General features: G+C 49.4%; 17 protein-coding genes and 2 pseudogenes. All 19 read left to right on the top strand.

Going from position 1 to position 14,806, the window contains the following annotated elements:
- The first annotated feature begins 3 nt into the window (after positions 1-3).
- The gene (locus tag NSB25_RS26370) at positions 4-489 is read left to right on the top strand and encodes a PrgI family protein (protein WP_161475316.1); all 486 of its coding nucleotides are present in this window, start codon (positions 4-6) and stop codon (positions 487-489) included.
- Positions 413-2,806 (top strand): VirB4-like conjugal transfer ATPase, CD1110 family, encoded by a 2,394-nt coding sequence (locus tag NSB25_RS26365; RefSeq protein ID WP_160263898.1) that lies wholly within the window; start codon positions 413-415, stop codon positions 2,804-2,806. The genes NSB25_RS26370 and NSB25_RS26365 overlap by 77 nt, the downstream gene beginning before the upstream one ends.
- Positions 2,803-3,174 carry a DUF3851 family protein gene (locus NSB25_RS26360; RefSeq protein ID WP_016317493.1) on the top strand — a complete coding sequence of 124 codons (372 nt, stop codon included), beginning with the start codon at positions 2,803-2,805 and terminating at the stop codon, positions 3,172-3,174. The genes NSB25_RS26365 and NSB25_RS26360 overlap by 4 nt, the downstream gene beginning before the upstream one ends.
- Complete coding sequence (locus tag NSB25_RS26355; RefSeq protein WP_257479340.1) at positions 3,167-4,915, top strand: C40 family peptidase; 1,749 nt, start codon at positions 3,167-3,169, stop codon at positions 4,913-4,915. The genes NSB25_RS26360 and NSB25_RS26355 overlap by 8 nt, the downstream gene beginning before the upstream one ends.
- A gap of 24 nt (positions 4,916-4,939) precedes the next feature.
- Positions 4,940-5,197 (top strand): DUF4315 family protein, encoded by a 258-nt coding sequence (locus tag NSB25_RS26350; RefSeq protein ID WP_016317486.1) that lies wholly within the window; start codon positions 4,940-4,942, stop codon positions 5,195-5,197.
- Entirely contained in the window at positions 5,187-5,909 is a 723-nt protein-coding gene (locus NSB25_RS26345; protein WP_016317485.1) for a DUF4366 domain-containing protein, read from the top strand. The genes NSB25_RS26350 and NSB25_RS26345 overlap by 11 nt, the downstream gene beginning before the upstream one ends.
- Positions 5,906-6,100 (top strand): hypothetical protein, encoded by a 195-nt coding sequence (locus tag NSB25_RS26340; protein WP_004054605.1) that lies wholly within the window; start codon positions 5,906-5,908, stop codon positions 6,098-6,100. The genes NSB25_RS26345 and NSB25_RS26340 overlap by 4 nt, the downstream gene beginning before the upstream one ends.
- Positions 6,097-6,795, top strand: a complete 699-nt coding sequence (locus NSB25_RS26335) for a conjugal transfer protein TraG (RefSeq protein WP_103242640.1) — start codon at positions 6,097-6,099, stop codon at positions 6,793-6,795. The genes NSB25_RS26340 and NSB25_RS26335 overlap by 4 nt, the downstream gene beginning before the upstream one ends.
- Positions 6,776-7,090, top strand: a pseudogene (locus NSB25_RS26330) (DNA topoisomerase III); the annotation flags it as partial. The gene NSB25_RS26335 and the pseudogene NSB25_RS26330, both read left to right, overlap by 20 nt.
- 255 nt (positions 7,091-7,345) lie before the next feature.
- Positions 7,346-7,954: a transposon-transfer assisting family protein gene (locus tag NSB25_RS26325; protein WP_103242639.1), complete on the top strand. Its 609-nt coding sequence runs from the start codon at positions 7,346-7,348 to the stop codon at positions 7,952-7,954.
- A complete protein-coding gene (locus NSB25_RS26320; protein WP_103242638.1) occupies positions 7,951-8,232 on the top strand; it encodes a hypothetical protein in 282 nt (93 codons plus the stop codon). Before NSB25_RS26325 ends, NSB25_RS26320 begins: the two co-directional genes overlap by 4 nt.
- A 100-nt stretch (positions 8,233-8,332) precedes the next feature.
- Complete coding sequence (locus NSB25_RS26315) at positions 8,333-8,848, top strand: P-loop NTPase family protein (RefSeq protein WP_103242637.1); 516 nt, start codon at positions 8,333-8,335, stop codon at positions 8,846-8,848.
- Positions 8,849-8,868: 20 nt separating this feature from the next.
- On the top strand, positions 8,869-9,735 hold the full coding sequence (locus NSB25_RS26310) for an aminoglycoside 6-adenylyltransferase (RefSeq protein WP_103242636.1): 867 nt from the start codon (positions 8,869-8,871) through the stop codon (positions 9,733-9,735).
- 156 nt (positions 9,736-9,891) lie between these two features.
- Positions 9,892-10,233 (top strand): hypothetical protein, encoded by a 342-nt coding sequence (locus NSB25_RS26305; protein WP_103242635.1) that lies wholly within the window; start codon positions 9,892-9,894, stop codon positions 10,231-10,233.
- Between the two features lie 306 nt (positions 10,234-10,539).
- Positions 10,540-12,129, top strand: a complete 1,590-nt coding sequence (locus NSB25_RS26300) for a MobA/MobL family protein (RefSeq protein ID WP_103242633.1) — start codon at positions 10,540-10,542, stop codon at positions 12,127-12,129.
- Positions 12,130-12,207: 78 nt separating this feature from the next.
- On the top strand, positions 12,208-12,555 hold the full coding sequence (locus NSB25_RS26295; RefSeq protein WP_160560443.1) for a cupin domain-containing protein: 348 nt from the start codon (positions 12,208-12,210) through the stop codon (positions 12,553-12,555).
- Between the two features lie 130 nt (positions 12,556-12,685).
- Positions 12,686-12,859, top strand: a complete 174-nt coding sequence (locus tag NSB25_RS26290) for a hypothetical protein (protein ID WP_172455320.1) — start codon at positions 12,686-12,688, stop codon at positions 12,857-12,859.
- Positions 12,860-12,931: 72 nt separating this feature from the next.
- Positions 12,932-14,569, top strand: coding sequence for a recombinase family protein (locus NSB25_RS26285; RefSeq protein ID WP_103242632.1), 1,638 nt, complete (start codon positions 12,932-12,934; stop codon positions 14,567-14,569).
- 38 nt (positions 14,570-14,607) lie between these two features.
- A pseudogene (locus NSB25_RS26280) lies at positions 14,608-14,806 on the top strand (DNA topoisomerase); the annotation flags it as partial.

Raw genomic sequence — 14,806 nt, 5'->3', positions numbered from 1 at the left:
AAAATGGCTTATGTACCAGTACCCAAAGACTTAACGAAGGTCAAGACAAAGGTGGCCTTCAACCTCACCAAGCGGCAGTTAGTCTGCTTTGGCAGCGGGGCGCTGATTGGCGTGCCGCTTTTCTTTCTGATTCGGGGGCCAGCCGGGAACAGCGCCGCCGCCCTGTGCATGATGCTTGTCATGCTGCCCTTTTTCCTGCTGGCGATGTACGAGAAGAACGGCCAGCCGCTGGAAAAGATCATCGGCAACATGATCCGGGTATCCTTTCTCCGGCCCCGGCAGCGCCCCTACCAGACCAACAACTTCTATGCCGTATTGGAGCGGCAGGACAAACTCGACAAGGAGGTGTATGACATTGTTTACGGCAAAGAAAAACCGGACAAACGGCAGAGCGCCGGAGGGCGAAGGGCCAATGCCGGTGAAAAAGAAGCTCTCCCGCGCGGATCGGAAGCAGATCGAAGCCGCCATTTCCCGCGCCAGCCGCACTGACCAGAAGGGGATTTCCGCGCAGGACAGCATCCCCTATGAACGGATGTGGCCGGACGGCATCTGCCGCGTGACCGGCTGCTACTATACCAAGACCATTCAGTTTCAGGACATCAATTACCAGCTGTCCCAAAACGAGGATAAGACCGCCATCTTCGAGGGCTGGTGCGATTTCCTCAACTACTTTGACAGCTCCATCCGGTTCCAGCTGTCCTTCCTCAACCTGGCCGCGTCCCAGGAAACCTTTGCCCGGTCCATCACCATCCCGCCCCAGGGGGACGATTTTGACAATATCCGCGGCGAGTACACCCAGATGCTGCAAAACCAGCTGGCAAAGGGGAACAACGGCCTGATTAAGACAAAATACCTGACCTTCGGCATTGACGCGGACAGCATCCGGGCGGCAAAGCCCCGGCTGGAACGGATTGAAACCGACCTGCTCAACAACTTCAAGAGGCTGGGCGTAGTGGCGGAGCCGCTGGACGGGCGGGCGCGGCTGTCCCAGCTGCATGGCGTATTCCACATGGATGAACAGGTTCCCTTTTCCTTTTCGTGGGACTGGCTGGCCCCCTCCGGCCTTTCCACCAAGGACTTCATCGCCCCCACTTCCTTTGAGTTCCGCACCGGCAGGCAGTTCCGCATGGGGAAAAAGTACGGCGCGGTCAGCTTTGTGCAGATTCTCGCGCCGGAATTGAACGACCGGATGCTGGCGGACTTTCTGGATATGGAAAGCTCCCTGATTGTCAGCCTCCATGTGCAGTCCTTAGACCAGGTAAAGGCCATCAAGACAGTCAAGCGCAAAATCACCGACCTGGACCGGGCCAAGATCGAGGAACAGAAAAAGGCGGTCCGGTCAGGGTACGATATGGACATCATTCCCAGCGACCTGGCTACCTACGGAAACGAGGCCAAAAAGCTGTTGCAGGATTTACAGAGCCGCAACGAGCGGATGTTCCTTGTGACCTTTCTGGTGCTGAATACGGCGGACACCGCCAGACAGCTGGGCAACAACGTGTTTCAGGCGTCCAGCATCGCGCAGAAGTACAACTGCCAGCTGGCAAGGCTGGACTTCCAGCAGGAGGAGGGGCTGATGAGCTGCCTGCCTTTGGGACAAAACCAGGTGGAAATCCAGCGGGGGCTGACCACTTCCAGCACCGCCATCTTTATCCCCTTTACCACCCAGGAGCTTTTCCAGAACGGGAAAGAGGCGCTGTACTACGGCATCAACGCCCTGTCCAACAACCTTATCATGGTGGACCGCAAGAAGCTGAAAAACCCCAACGGCCTGATTTTAGGCACTCCCGGCTCCGGCAAGTCCTTTTCCGCCAAGCGGGAAATCGCCAACTGTTTTCTGCTCACCACCGATGACATCATCGTGTGCGACCCGGAATCGGAGTACGCGCCCCTTGTGGAGCGGCTGCATGGGCAGGTTATTAAGATTTCGCCCACCTCCGGGGACTACATTAACCCGATGGACCTAAACCTGGACTACTCGGATGATGAAAGCCCGCTGTCTTTGAAATCCGATTTCATTCTGTCGCTGTGCGAGCTGATCGTGGGCGGCAAGGAGGGCTTGCAGCCAGTCCAGAAAACCATCATCGACCGTTGTGTACGGCTGGTCTACCATGATTACCTGAACGACCCCAGGCCGGAAAATATGCCGGTATTGGAGGATTTATACAACCTTCTGCTGACCCAGGAGGAAAAAGAAGCGCAGTACATCGCTACGGCGCTGGAAATCTATGTTTCCGGCTCCCTGAATGTGTTCAACCACCGGACCAATGTAAACATCGACAACCGCATTGTCTGCTATGACATCAAGGAGTTAGGCAAGCAGCTGAAAAAAATCGGTATGCTGGTGGTGCAGGACCAGGTGTGGAACCGCGTCACCATCAACCGCGCCGCCCACAAGTCCACCCGTTACTACATTGACGAGATGCACCTGCTGCTCAAAGAGGACCAGACCGCCGCCTATACCATTGAAATCTGGAAACGGTTTCGGAAGTGGGGCGGGATTCCCACCGGCATCACCCAGAACATCAAGGACCTGCTTGCCAGCCGGGAGATCGAGAACATCTTTGAGAACTCGGACTTTGTGTATATGCTCAACCAGGCAAGCGGCGACCGGCAGATTTTAGCCAGACAGCTGGGCATCTCCCCGCACCAGCTGTCCTATGTGACCCACTCCGGCGAAGGCGAAGGGCTGCTGTTCTACGGCAACATCATCCTGCCCTTTATCGACCGGTTCCCCAAGGACACCGAGCTGTACCGCATCATGACCACAAAATTACAGGAATTAAAGGAGGGAAAGCAATCATGACTGCACAGAAAATCAAACACAATCCCCGGCTGTTTTTGAAGCGGGCGATGGAGATTCAGCGCCGCCAGCTGCTTCTGGCGATGGCGGACGCGGTAAGCGAGTGCCGTACTGCGGAGAGCATGGCGGCAGAACTGAACGGGGACGGGGAAACCGGCCTGCTCCGCCTTGCGGAAATCTGGTGCTGCCTCTCCCCCGACACCGGCGGCAGGATTATGGAGGGCCGGGGCGCGGAGCTTCTGGCCGATGTGCTGGCGCAGGTCTATGCCTGCCTGATCCTCCGCCCCTTACACACCCCGGCTGGCATGGGCCTCTATGTGGAACTGCTCTATATGATGGAGGCGCTGATGCTGGGGGAATGGTTTGATTAAGGAGCCACGCCTGCGCTTTACGAGGGAGGAACAGACCGACCCGGCGCTGGAAAAGCCGATCCGCCGCGCACAGAAAGCAGCTGTCCGGGCAGACAAGGCGCAGGCCAGGATACCCAAAAAGAAGGTCCGGCAGACCGTTATGGACCCCGATACCGGAAAGAAAACAACGAAACTGACCTTTGAGGAACAGGCAAAGCCGCCCTCCAAGCTGTCCCATGCGGTACGGGGCGCTCCGGCCAACGCGCTGCTTGCCGGGGCGCATAAGGAAATCCGCAAGTCCGAACAGGACAATGTGGGCGTGGAAGGGGCGCACAAGACCGGGCAGGCTGTTGAAGTCAGTGCGCGGCTGGTGCGGGAGGGATACCGCAGCCATAAACTGAAACCCTACCGCGAAGCGGCAAAGGCGGAGCAAAAGCTGGAAAAAGCAAACATCAACGCCCTGTACCAAAAGTCCCTGGCGGAGAACCCCCAGCTTGCCAGCAACCCCCTTTCCCGCTGGCAGCAAAAGCAGGCCATCAAAAAGGAATATGCCGCCGCCAAACGCGCCGGTCAAACGGCTGGGCATACGGCACAGGCCGCAGGCCATACTGCCAAGACCGGCAAGGCGGCAAAGTCCGTCAAAGAAAAAGCGGAACAGGCAGGCCGGTTTGTCATGCGGCACAAGAAGGGATTCCTGATTGCGCTGGCGCTGTTTCTGCTGGTCTGCCTGCTGATGAATACCCTGTCCTCCTGCTCCATGCTGGCCCAGAGCATCGGCTCGGCGGTGTCCGGCTCCACCTATCCCTCCAAAGACGAGGATATGCTGGGGACGGAAGCGGACTATGCCGCAAAGGAGGCGGAACTGCAAGCCGAACTGGACAACATGGAGAGCCTGCACCCAGGCTATGACGAGTACCGGTACAATTTAGACCCCATCGGCCATAACCCCCATGAGTTGGCGGCTTATTTAAGCGCCCTGCTCCATGAATACACGCCCCAGAGCGCGGCGGCACAGTTACAGCGGGTCTTTGACCTCCAATATGTCCTGACACTGACCGAGGAGGTGGAAATCCGCTACCGCACCGAAACCAGCACCGACCCGGAAACCGGGGAAACGACCAGCGAGGAAGTCCCCTATGAATACTACATCCTCCATGTGGAGCTTGTGAACACCCAGATTGCCGCCCTTGCGCCGGAGCTTCTCACCCCGGATGAATATGAGATGTACCAGGTCTACATCACCACCAGGGGCAACAAGCCGCTGCTGTTTGGCGGCGGTTCCCCGGATATGGGAAATTCCGAAGATTTGAGCGGCGTGGAGTTTATAAACGGGACCCGCCCCGGCAATCCGGGACTGGTGGATCTGGCGAAGCGTCAGGTGGGAAACGTGGGCGGCTATCCGTATTGGAGCTGGTACGGCTTTAACAGCCGGGTGGAATGGTGCGCCTGCTTCGTGAGCTGGTGCTATAACCAGGCCGGGAAAAGCGAACCGCGCTTTGCTGGCTGTCAGTCCCAGGGCGTACCCTGGTTCCAGTCGCATGGGCAATGGGGCGGACGCGGATATGCCAACATCGCCCCCGGCGACGCCATTTTCTTTGACTGGGATTTGGACGGTTCCGCCGACCATGTCGGCATTGTGATCGGCACAGACGGGAGCCGGGTCTATACGGTGGAGGGCAATTCCGGCGACGCCTGCAAAATCAAAAGCTATGACCTGAATTACCAGTGCATCAAGGGCTACGGCCTGATGAACTGGAACTAAACCATGTGGGAAGGAGTGTTACAGATGGCAACGAACAAAATCGACCGGATTGACCGGGAGATCGCAAAGACCCGCGAAAAGCTGGCGGAATACCAGAACAAGCTGCGGGAATTGGAGGCGCAGAAAACCGAGGCGGAGAACCTGCAAATCGTCCAGCTGGTGCGGGCGGTCCGCATGACCCCGCAGGAACTGAACGCGCTGCTGTCCGGCGGCGGGATTCCCGGCGTGGGAACGCCTGCGCCAGACGCCCAGGAAAAGGAGGAAAATCACGATGAAATCTAAAAAACTATTGCGGACACTGGCCGCGCTTTGCACCGCCCTGGTTCTTATGGGCGGTTTTTCTGTCCCCGCCTACGCGGGCGGCGGCGGGGAACCGGCTGATGAAACCAACGATTCCAACGTACAGGTGGAGCAGCCGGAGGAAACGCCGCCCCTCACCCCGGATGGCAACGCCACCCTGGTGGACGATTACGGCGGGAACAAGCAGCTGATTACCGTTACCACCAAAAACGGCAACTACTTCTACATCCTGGTGGACCGGGATGACGAGGGAGAAAACACCGTCCATTTTCTCAACCAGGTGGACGAGGCCGATCTGATGGCGCTGATGGAGGACGGGGACAGCGAGGAACCTCCTGCCGTTTGCGGCTGCACCGAAAAATGTCAGGCAGGCGCAATCAACCGGAACTGCCCGGTCTGCGCCTTTACCATGACAAGCTGTACCGGCAAGGCGGCGGAACCGGAGGAGCCGCCTGCAGCGGAGCCGGAACCGGAGAAAAAGTCCGGCATGAATCCGGCTGTCCTGCTTTTGGTTGTGGCTCTGTTAGGCGGCGGGGGCGCGCTCTACTACTTCAAGTTTATGAAGAACAAGCCGAAAACCAAAGGCCCGGACAATCTGGACGATTATGACTACGGCGATGAGGAAGATGAGCTGTGGGAATCCGAGGAGGGCGCGGAGGAGGAACCGGAGGAAAGTGAGGAAGAACCGGAATGACCCGCTTCACCGACAGCCCCTTTGAGCGCATGATGACACAGAAACCGGAGGGCAGGAAGAAAACTTCCCGCCCTCCTTCTTTACCCAAAAGCCACCCCTGCTATGGCTGCGGCAACTACGGGAGGCCCTGTGTGGGATTCTGCCACCGGGAACTGGAAAAGCAGCTGAAAGAAAGGAGAGATCGGAAATGAAGTATCTTATTTTATTTATCAAAATCGTTGCTGTTTTTGACCTGTGCTGTCTGGCGGTGTATCTGGGCGGCGATATTCTGACTGCCCTGACACGCAAACTTCGGAAAAAGCCTGCACAGAGCGACGACCTTTATGACTTTTCTATGGATGGCGACACAGCCGCCCCGCTGTCCATAGATTCCATCCGCCAGCTGTACTCCGGCGATGTGGAAATTTTTGTAGAAGAAAGGCTTCTGCCGGAGGCCGCAAAGACGATGGAGGCTTTAACGGAACGGGAACAGACAGCGGCCCGCCTGCTTTTATGCGCTCTGATCGGCTATCTGAAAGAAGAAGCCCGCATGGACGAGCAGAGTTTTCCGATGGTGATGGAACTGCTGAAATATATGGAGGGGGAAAAAGAGGAAGGCTGCCAGGACCCGGTAGACTGGCTGCTGGAGGACGCCAACAGCCGCGCGCACCGGCATGAGTCCTATTACAGCGATTATCAACGCTACCAGCTGATGCAGGTGGATAAAAAACGTGTCATTCTGGCCTGCCGTATCCTCATCAATGATCTGGTAGGAAAACTGTACCGATATGATTACCGGTTCGGCTATGACCTGATGCTGACAGAGGACAACAGCATTGAGGAAAAGCTGCGTACATCTATGCGGGAAGAATGGGAGGATGAAGATTATGCGCCTTGTGATTGCTGAAAAACCGTCGGTGGCCCAAAGCCTGTCCGCTGTAATCGGGGCCAATGCCCGCAAGGACGGGTATCTGGAAGGAAACGGCTGGCGGGTCAGCTGGTGCGTGGGGCATCTGGCGGGGCTTGCCGATGCGGACAGCTATGACCCTAAATACGCCAAGTGGCGCTATGACGATCTGCCGATCCTGCCCTCGGACTGGAAAATGAGCGTGGGGCGGGACAAGAAGAAACAGTTTGATATTCTCAAAAAGCTGCTGTGCGCCCCGGATGTGACCGAGGTGGTAAATGCCTGTGATGTTGGATAGTGCGGAGGGGCGACAAACAAATACAAATAAGAAAGGGGCTTCCTCAATCCTTAAAAGGCTATGACAGCAACGGTTATAGTCTTTTTTCATGCAGTAATTACCGTATGAAATGAACTCCTATTCCCCCAAGCGGAGAAATACCCAACAATGATATTCCGCAATTCAAACTCCCGACAAGTAACGAGAAAAAATCATATATAAGCACCGAAACCAATCAATCATATCAATCCATATTGCAGGAGGGCAAAGACCATGAACAAAAAGCAGGAACAGCAGATTTTGGACTATTACAGCACCAACGACAAATATATCCATAGCAAGACACACTCCAATGCGCATCAGACTGTATTCACCAAAGAAAGCGACAAATACCAGTGGCTTGTGTTGGAACAGAAAAGCCAGTGTGAAGTCGAGGTAAGGCAGACCGACAGTCATGGAACAATCACAGCAAGGGATAATTACGAACTGACAAGAAATCTCCCTAAGTACGTAGGCATGGAGCGTTTATGTGAGGGCGCAAATATCCAGATACCTTTTAACGCTGATGAAATCAACTTAATCTATCAGTTTGGGGAGCAGAGCAAAGCGGAAACGTGCGCCAGTCTGTCCGCTATTCTTCCGCAGATAAAGGACAGTGACACAAAGCAGATAGTAAGCGATACTTTGAAGAAATTAAATGCCCTGTCAGAAAAAACGTGTGCGGAACTGACCGCCACTACCAAAAGACGGAAACTGACCGAGCGTGACCATTCCATAAAGACAAGGTTAGCCAAAGCAAAGGAACAGGCAAAACAGCCGACAGTTGCCGAGGGAAAACAGCACAGAACCCACAGCAAAGGAAAGGGGGATATGACGTTATGAAACTTTCAAGATACGAGCAGGAAAGTATTCTCAATTACAACGCAGGAGAACAGACCGCCACCCTTTATACAAGGGATAAGGCAGTCATGCGGAAACTTGACACGCTTGTTGCCGACTTCCCCGACACATACAAGCTGACAGGGCAGGATGAGGTATCTAAGACCTATTCCTTTCCGAAGTCTTATGTCAGCTACCGCAAGCCGAGGGCAGTCAGCACCGAGCAGAGGGAACGGGCAAGGCAGATGATGATTGCAAAGAATAGGGCAAAGGAAGTTTAAGCAAAATTTAATGGAATTGTGTGGGTGTTTGTGATAAAATAAGGGAATTGAACAATTGAATAAATTAGGATTTATTCAATTAGATTGGAGGAGTAATCAAATGATTATTTTGGTAACAGGAGCATCTCATACAGGTAAGACAGTACTTGCTCAAAAACTACTTGAAAAATATAAATACCCTTATTTATGCATAGACCATTTAAAAATGGGGTTGATTCGTAGTGGGAATACTATACTTACCCCTGTTAGTGATGAAAAAGCACTAACAGATTATTTATGGCCTATTGTGTCTGAAATGATAAAAACAGCTATTGAGAATGAGCAGAATCTTATTGTAGAAGGATGTTATATTCCTTTTGAGTGGTCGAAAGATTTTGGAACGGAGTATTTGAAAAATATAAAATATTATTGCTTAGTTATGAGCAATAAATATATTATGAATCATTTTGGTGATATAAAAAAGTATGCAAGTATTGTGGAAAATAGAATGGATGATGAGAGCTGTACGATAGAAACAGTACTCCGAGATAATGCCAAGATATTAGAACAGTGTCAAATTTACAAGGTTAACTATCTTCTTATTGATGATGAATATCAAGTTGACATTGAACTATAAATTGTAGGGAGGGAATGAAAATGCGCACAGAGGCAGAAATGATATCTTTGATAAAAGATATTGCTTTTAAGGAAGAAAATATTAGGGCTGCATATATTGAAGGCTCTCGTACAAATCCAAATGCTCCAAAGGATATTTTTCAAGATTATGATATTGTGTATATTGTAACAACTACAAAACCATTTCGTGAAGACAAGGAATGGATAAATAATTTTGGCAAGATTTTGTACATGCATTATCCCGAGGATAATGTGTTTTATCCATCGGATGTAGAGAATTGTTATGGTTGGCAGATACAATTTGCAGATGGAAATAGGATGGACTTACATGTATGTACCAAAGAAAATGCTCTTGCAAATCTTGAATTGTATCAAATATTAGTGGATAAAGATGGCATTGTGCCATATCCACAAGAAACCACGGATGAAAGATACTGGGTCAAAGAGCCTAGGGAAATTGAATTTAAATGTACTTGTTCAGATTTTTGGTGGTGCTTGAATAATGTGGCAAAAGGATTATGGCGTAATGAACTTCCTTATGCTATGGATGTGATAAATTTCGTCTTGAGACCGCATTTAAAACGCCTGTTAGAATGGAAAATGGGTATAGAAAATAATTTTTCTGTTAGTGCAGGAAAGTCCTGTAAATATTTCAAAAAATATTTACAGGAAGAAACGTATAGACAATTTCTTGCAACATACTCCATCGCAGAAATTGAATCAATATGGAATTCTGTTTTTGAAATGTGTGATTTATTTCAAAGTACGGCGGTAGAACTTAGTAAAAAACAGAAATTTGTATACGATTTTGAACAAGCGGAAAATAGCTTGAGTTTTTTGCATCATGTAAGGAAACTACCAGCTAATGCAAAAGAAATATATCCATAATTTTACTCAAGGAATTCCAATTTGTCGGGGAAAAATTAAGAAATAAAAAAATTGAATATTGTTTACCTTTAGGTAGCGATTATCTTAACAGACAATCAGCTACCTTTTTTAATTTCAGAAACTAATAACACAGCACAGAAAGAACGAGGTATCAAGATGATCGAGAGCAAAAATGACACAAGTAAAAACTTAGAAAAAGCATTACAGGTATTACAACAGGCAAAACAGCGTGTAGCCAACGAAAAGAAAAAGCAGAATGAGAAGAAACGCAAAGCCGAGAACCACCACAAGTACATCATGGGCGGTATTGTCGTGAAGTATCTCCCCGACTGCTACCGCTATGACGAGGGCGAGTTAAACCGTATCTTATCGGTTGCCTTGCAGACAAGGGAGTGTCAGCAGATTATCTCTAAAATCAAAGCGGAAAGCCGAGAAACCACTCCCTCACAATCCAATCCCACCAATGCCGAAAATGAAAGCGAGGGCGGTACGGAATGACAAAGGCGAGGACACTGGAAAGCCGAGGTAACGTATTCACCCCGTTTACGGGGTGCGCACAGATATACCACCAGAGGTGGTATGTGCGCTCTCCGAGGGGCAAGTTTCACTTGCATGGACTCCTGCGGAGGGCGTTGTCTGTCTTGCGACAGCCAAAAGGGGAAACGACAATTCCCCTTCGCAAGCTGCGCTTGCTACCCTTTAGTGAACTTTGCGTTCAGACAAAAGCCAAAGTGCGGCTTTTATCTGCCCACAAAGTCTATCCATGCACCCCACTACCCTATCGGCAGAATGTAGGTGTTGCGTATGGGTAATATCACGAAACAGGCAAGCACACGTTTTTCCATAGTCAAGCGGAGCAAGGGGCAGTCGGCAGTTGAGAAAGCGCCCTATATCAGCAGGAGTGTTCTTGTCAGCGAGTTTGACGGGAAGACCTACCGCCCCAAATACCATGAGGATTTAGTCCACAGCGAAATCACTCTCCCACCCAATGCGCCCAAAGAGTATGCAGACCGAGCCACTTTATGGAACGCTGTTGAACTGTCAGAGAAAGGACAGAAATCACAGCTTGCGAGAATGTTAAAAGCGTCACTCCCCAACGAATGGAGTTATGAACTTGCGGAGGAAGTTGTGAGGGATTATGTGCAGAGAAACTTTGTTGATAAAGGTATGTGCGCTGACTGGGCAATCCATGACAGCGAGAACGATAGAGGACAACGTAATCTCCATATCCATGTTTTACTCACTATGCGCCCTCTCACTGAAAACGGGGAATGGGGAACGAAACAGAAGAAGATTTATGACCTTGACGAAAACGGCGAAAAGATACCAGTGATTGATAAAAAGACAGGTCAGCAGAAAGTTGACAAGCGGAACAGGAAACAATGGAAATGCCACACCGCCGACAGCACAGACTGGAACAGCAAGGAAAACGCCAAAATGTGGCGCAAGGATTTAGCCGATACAATCAATGCCACCAATGAGCAGTTAGGGATTGCGGTACATTGGGAACACCGTTCTTTTAAGGAACAGGGGATTGACCGAGAGCCGACTATCCATATCGGGGCGGTTGCCAATGCTTTAGAGCGCAAGGGAATACAGACCGAGAGGGGCAACATCAATCGGGAAATCATTAAGAACAATATGCTGTTGGAACAGGCGAAAGAAATGCTCATGCTTGCAAAGCAGGAACTTCACAGCGCACAGTACGCAACGTACAAAAGTACGCAGATTAAAAATGCGGCGGTCAGCGTGAAGAATGAAGTTACGGAAATGATTGCAAAAATGAGGGAGCGCAAAGGCAGATTAGACTTGCCGATTGTCAGCGGAAAACACCTTAGAAAAATATCCGACAGAACCGCCTTGCAGTCAGCCGACAATGCGGAGAAATTTATCACGACAAGGAAGATAGACAGCTTTGAGAGCCTTGCAAAATTCACATCGGATAAAGAACAGAGATACCAACAGCTTCTAACGGTACATCTTTCAAAGGGGCAGAAACTAAACCGATTAAAAGAACTGTCAAAAATGTATGCCCTGTATGCGCCAATCCAAGCCACCTATAAGGAGAGCCAGTCACTAAAAGGATTTGCAAAAATGAAATTCGATAAGGAGCATAAAGACAGCTTATCGAAGTACCCCGAATTAAAGGAGCATATGCAGAGCCTTTTACAGAACGGCGAGAAGATAACGCCGAAACAATGGAAAGCCGAGATACAGTCTTTGCAATCTGAGTATGACAGTATCGGCAAGGAGCAGACCAAGACCGCCACAGAACTAGCGTATGCGGAGGTAATCAGCTATAACAAAAAGAACCTTGCGAGGGAGCTTCAGAACGAGAGCCGGCAGCAAAACAGACAACAAAACAAGACCAAGCGAAGGGAGGAAGAAATTTAATGGAAATCTGATAGAAATATGAGTATGATTGTGGTATTCTATTGGAGGTACAAATTGAGATTTGAATAGGAGAAACATATGATACAAAAAGTAAATTTGAAAGAGAATGTAAATGCGATTGATGAACTGTTCCTCTATAAGAGAGTGGGTACATTAAATAATCATATGTTAAATGTATTGCAAGCAGAACATAGAACTTTAGATTTTCATATACACGAAAATTCTGATGAACTTTTCTACTGTATTGAGGGAGAATTTGATATTGAGTTTGAGGACGGATTAACACATTTATGTGAGGGAGATTTTATAATAATTCCTAAAGGAACAAAACATCGTCCAATATGTAACGAATTGGTCAAATGCCTGTTGATTGAAGTTGAGGGAACTCTCAATCAAGAAAATACGGGTGGAACATATACAGGGTAAGCAAATATAATAGCGACAAATTTTAGTTTTTTAATAACCATTACAACAATCACAACTAAATAGGTAACACAGCGTCAGAGCGCATAGAAACCAGTCTATGCGCTCTATTTTCATGTAAAGGAGCAGATTTATGAGCAAAGACAGCAACACACAGCATAGAGCCAGCCGACAGCACCCACCCACAAAAATAATTGTGGAAAGGCATTATGTAGGCACTGAAAAAATGGAAACAATATTCAAGCGGATAGCCGAGGAACAGATAACAAAAAAGGTTAAGGAAAAAGCGGAAAACAGCGTGAATTAACACTGGAAACGGAAAAGGGAATATAGTATAATATGGGTTAAGAGGAAGTCCCTTTTCATCAAGGAGGACGACATGAAAAGGGCAAAACTGAATAACGACAAAATCACTGCTTTATATTGCAGGCTTTCCAAAGATGACGGCACGAACAACGAGAGCATGAGTATCAGCACACAGAAAACCATGCTGAAAGATTACGCAAAGCGCAACGGTTTTCTGAACTGCCAGTTCTACGTTGATGACGGTTACAGCGGTACAAACTACGACCGCCCCGCTTTCCGACAGCTTATCGAGGACATACAGGACGGGGAAGTGTCAACGCTCATCACAAAAGACCTGTCACGTTTGGGGAGGAATTATCTTGAAACGGGTACTTATATCGAGGTATTTTTCCCTAATCATAACGTGCGGTACATTGCAATCAATGACGGGGTGGACTCCATAAACAACGCACAAATGGACATTACACCATTCCGCAACATCATCAATGAAATGTACGCAAAGGACACGTCAAGGAAAATCAAGAGCGCACTCCACGCAAGGAGAATGCAGGGCAAGTATATGGCTACCACCGCCCCATTTGGTTATCAGAAAGACGAGAAAGACCATAACCACCTTGTCATTGATGAAGTGACCGCACCCGTTGTGGAACTGATTTTCTCAATCGCCGAGGAGGGTGTGGGGCTTCACACTATCTGTAACCGCTTGCGTAAGGCGAAAGTGCTGAAACCGAGTTTCTATAAAAAGGAACTGTTTGAGCGTTTTATGGACGAGGAAAAAATGTATGACTGGGATACTGCCTATGTCAGCCAGATATTGCACAATCCCGTCTATGCAGGAAACCTTACTGTTGCGGACAAACCAACTAAGACCATGCGTTCCAAGAAAAGACAGTATATCCCATATGCGGAGCGTGAAATCATCTATGGCACGCATGAGCCGATTATCGAACAGAACCGTTGGAACAACGTGCAGAAGATTTTACAGAGCAGACCGCCCGTTATCGGGGAAAGTTCAAGCGGATATGACAACATTTTCCGAGGGATTATCAAATGCGCTGATTGTGGGAGTGCCATGCTTGCCAAAGTGGAACAGAAAAGAAAGCGTAACAATGTATTAGACAAGACTTTCTACTGCTGTACCAAATACCGCAAGTTCGGGAAAGAGGGTTGTTCATCACACACCATTGAGGCGAGGACGGTTCACGAAGTTGTGCTTGCGGACATTCAGAAACACGCAGGACAGGCACTGACGGACAGGAAAGCAATGGTAACGGAAATTGCGGAGCGTCTTAATCTTCAACTGTCAGCGGACAAGGAACAGCAGAAAAAGGAATTAAGGCAATGTAAACAGCGAGTGTCGGAGATTGAAAACCTGTATGCCAAACTGTACGAGGACTTGACAAGGGAACTGCTGACCGAAAAGCGTTTCCAAATGCTGTCGGCAAGGTATGACAGCGAGCAGGAAGAACTGACAGCCAAGATAAAGGAACTTGAAAAAAGTGCCATAGCGGACAAGGAGCAGTTATCTTCCATAGAGCAGTTTGCGGAGCAGATAAGCGATTATGCAGGAATAACAAAACTCAATTTTAAGATAATCAATCAACTGATAGAAAAAATTCTTGTTTCTGAACCCGTAGAAGTTGACGGGCAGAAAATTCAACGACTTACTATCCATTATAAGTTCATAGGGGCATTGGAAACCCTTGAATAATGGATATTTTCTAAGTCACCTATTCCAACTATCCAACAGACGCGGGACGGGAGGGTGAACTGATTTTCCGCAACGTCTATGAGCTGGCGGGCTGCAAAAAGCCCATGAAACGGCTCTGGATTTCCAGCATGGAGGATTCGGCAATCCGGGAGGGCTTTGAAAACCTCCGCCCCGGCGCGGACTATGACGGTCTGCATCAGGCGGCGCTCTGCCGCGCCAAAGCCGACTGGCTGGTGG

It is taken from the genome of Acetatifactor muris (genome assembly GCF_024623325.1).
GTDB lineage: Bacteria > Bacillota > Clostridia > Lachnospirales > Lachnospiraceae > Acetatifactor > Acetatifactor muris.
Note: the sequence above shows the minus strand (reverse complement) of the source record. Positions and strands in the feature narration are given on the sequence as shown.